Genomic DNA, 2,195 nt, shown 5'->3' with positions numbered 1-2,195 from the left:
CCTCGTACTGTCCTTTCGTTAGAATTTCATTTGGTATACTGACTCCATGAAAGAAACCGGAACTAAGTACAGGGGACTGACTTTTTGGAATGAGGGCACCCCACAAGATCACGCCCATGCTGGGCGTACTGCAACGGAGGACCGGTGGCTAGTTTTCACGAATGGATACTCAACTCCCGGTCCCCGCTGATCCGGGTCGTTCGCCGAAGTGAAATGGATGTATGCCGCAATGCTTCCCATGCAACGCCGTGCCGGTGTGACGTTAATTGAACTTCTCGTTGTGTTCGTCATCATTGCAATTTGCATCGCACTTTCACTGCCCGCAGTGCAGTCCGCCAGAGCTTCCGCACGCAGGACCCAGTGTGCTAGTAATTTGCGTGGGTTCCATTTTTCTCACGCACTGTCTTCCAAACGCATTCACTGCCCCGACTCGACCGATGGCTTTGGCTATTTTCGCAATCTTGAAACGGAAAATGCCCCCTTGGTGTTCATCGAAACCCATTCGACAATAGAATGGTTGGAGCACAATGGCGGCCCTCTTTTGGTTGATCCGGCATCTCCACCGGACATGAATCCGGAGACATGGTTCACAACGGCGAATATCAACGCCGGATTGGTACCGTCAATCGTAGACAAGTATGTTGCTCGCAGTCGCCACATAGGCGACACCGCAAACTACCTTTTTTTGGACGGCCACATCGAGATTATCGAGTCAAAGGTAATCGAAGGCTGGGCGGAATCAGGTTTCAATTTCACGAAGGCAGGAGCAGGGCTTCCGCCACATTGATTACGTGAAGGAAAAGCCCGGCGCACCAGACGCTGCACTTGAGTCGCCGAGTTGAGTTTATTGAAGTGGAAGATCTCTCGCGGCGACCGGGTGATCTGTACCGTTCTGCCATCAAACATCGACTGGAATCTCATGGTACACAAAACAGCAATCCATACCTTTTGGGTATTGTTCGCTGCAGTTGCCTTCGCTGGTTGCGAAAGTCCCGACGATCAGAGCGTGATGTCCGACGTCGCCACAGGCACAGAGGCGGTACCGACTGCGGCAATCTTGGGAAGTTGGAAAGCGACAGATACCGAAGACGGTACAGTTTGGCTATTTACGGAAAACGGCAAAGTCAAGGCAACGCCAGAACCCGGTCTTACTGGCACGTTTACACATCCTCAAAATGATGTGCTAGTAATCGCATGGGACGACCCGGAGGCGGGGACAATAACCTTCGACGTAAGAATCACCGAAAACGAAATGGAACGTCGAGTCATTTCAATCGATTTGGGTGATGGACCACTTCCAGCTGACGGGCCAGTTACAATCATGAATCGTACGGGCGAGTAGTTTCCGTTCGTTTTGTCTCGACCGAATCAGGCAGAACCATGCCGTAAACCGAAGCGTCGAAATTGAAGTTTTTGAAGTTGAAAATCCTTCGTCGCCGCTCGGTTACGGCTGACATTCACGCTGCTGAATCGTGCTCAGTGAAACGGTGCTCGGGAATCGTCATTGCATGCCGAATGATTAGCAGATGGAATCCCGGAACGTACTGATTAAATAAATCATGCGTCAGCATTTGTGCTGGCACCCATTACCAGTTTCTTCGGGTTCAGACATGTTCCTGCCCCATTCATTTTCCTGCCGCAACCTTCGGTTGCCTTCTTTTGACCGGATGTCAGGAAGGATGGGCGGGCCGAAGTAGGTAGCCTCTAGGTAAATGCCCGCTCGGTGGTCACCCGGCGGAAAGGACCGGCAAAAAGATGGGTGGCAAAAAGATATTGAGACCGATTGATGCCGGCAAAGGAAAGATGATTTCATGCCTCACCGATTTTCTAACCTTCCATATTTTAATCGATTGTCCTCCTTCTTGTGACAACGGTCTTTTTGGTGCAGTCATTTGAATTGTTATATAAGAGGCAAATTTTTTGAATCGATTATTTTCTTGTCCAACTTATTTATGTCCGTAACGACACCTGCCGTCGCTTCGCGACTCTATGGTGGCCACTACTACGCTGTCCCCGGACTCACGTCCGGGGCTACCCACGTGTCGTCGCGTTGCGACTGGGAAGTGTCGTCCGCGCAGGCGGGTTTCTGCTTGCAACAAACGCGGATTTTGGCGTGAATGTGTCTGGCGACGGTTATAGCTTTGAAGCTTGCCCGAATCGGTTGTTGCCCGACCGGAACCGTTCTCGGCGGCTAG

At 51.3% G+C, this 2,195-nt stretch carries 2 protein-coding genes; both read left to right on the top strand.

Annotated elements, in window-relative coordinates:
* Positions 1-229: 229 nt before the first annotated feature.
* Positions 230-787 carry a type II secretion system protein gene (locus RMSM_RS43610; RefSeq protein WP_081614242.1) on the top strand — a complete coding sequence of 186 codons (558 nt, stop codon included), beginning with the start codon at positions 230-232 and terminating at the stop codon, positions 785-787.
* 60 nt (positions 788-847) lie between these two features.
* Entirely contained in the window at positions 848-1,342 is a 495-nt protein-coding gene (locus tag RMSM_RS19325) for a hypothetical protein (RefSeq protein ID WP_144057781.1), read from the top strand.
* Positions 1,343-2,195 lie beyond the last annotated feature (853 nt).

It is taken from the genome of Rhodopirellula maiorica SM1 (genome assembly GCF_000346295.1).
GTDB classification, from domain to species: Bacteria; Planctomycetota; Planctomycetia; order Pirellulales; family Pirellulaceae; genus Novipirellula; species Novipirellula maiorica.
The sequence above is the reverse complement of the archived record's forward strand: the minus strand, read 5'-3'. Positions and strand labels throughout refer to the sequence as shown.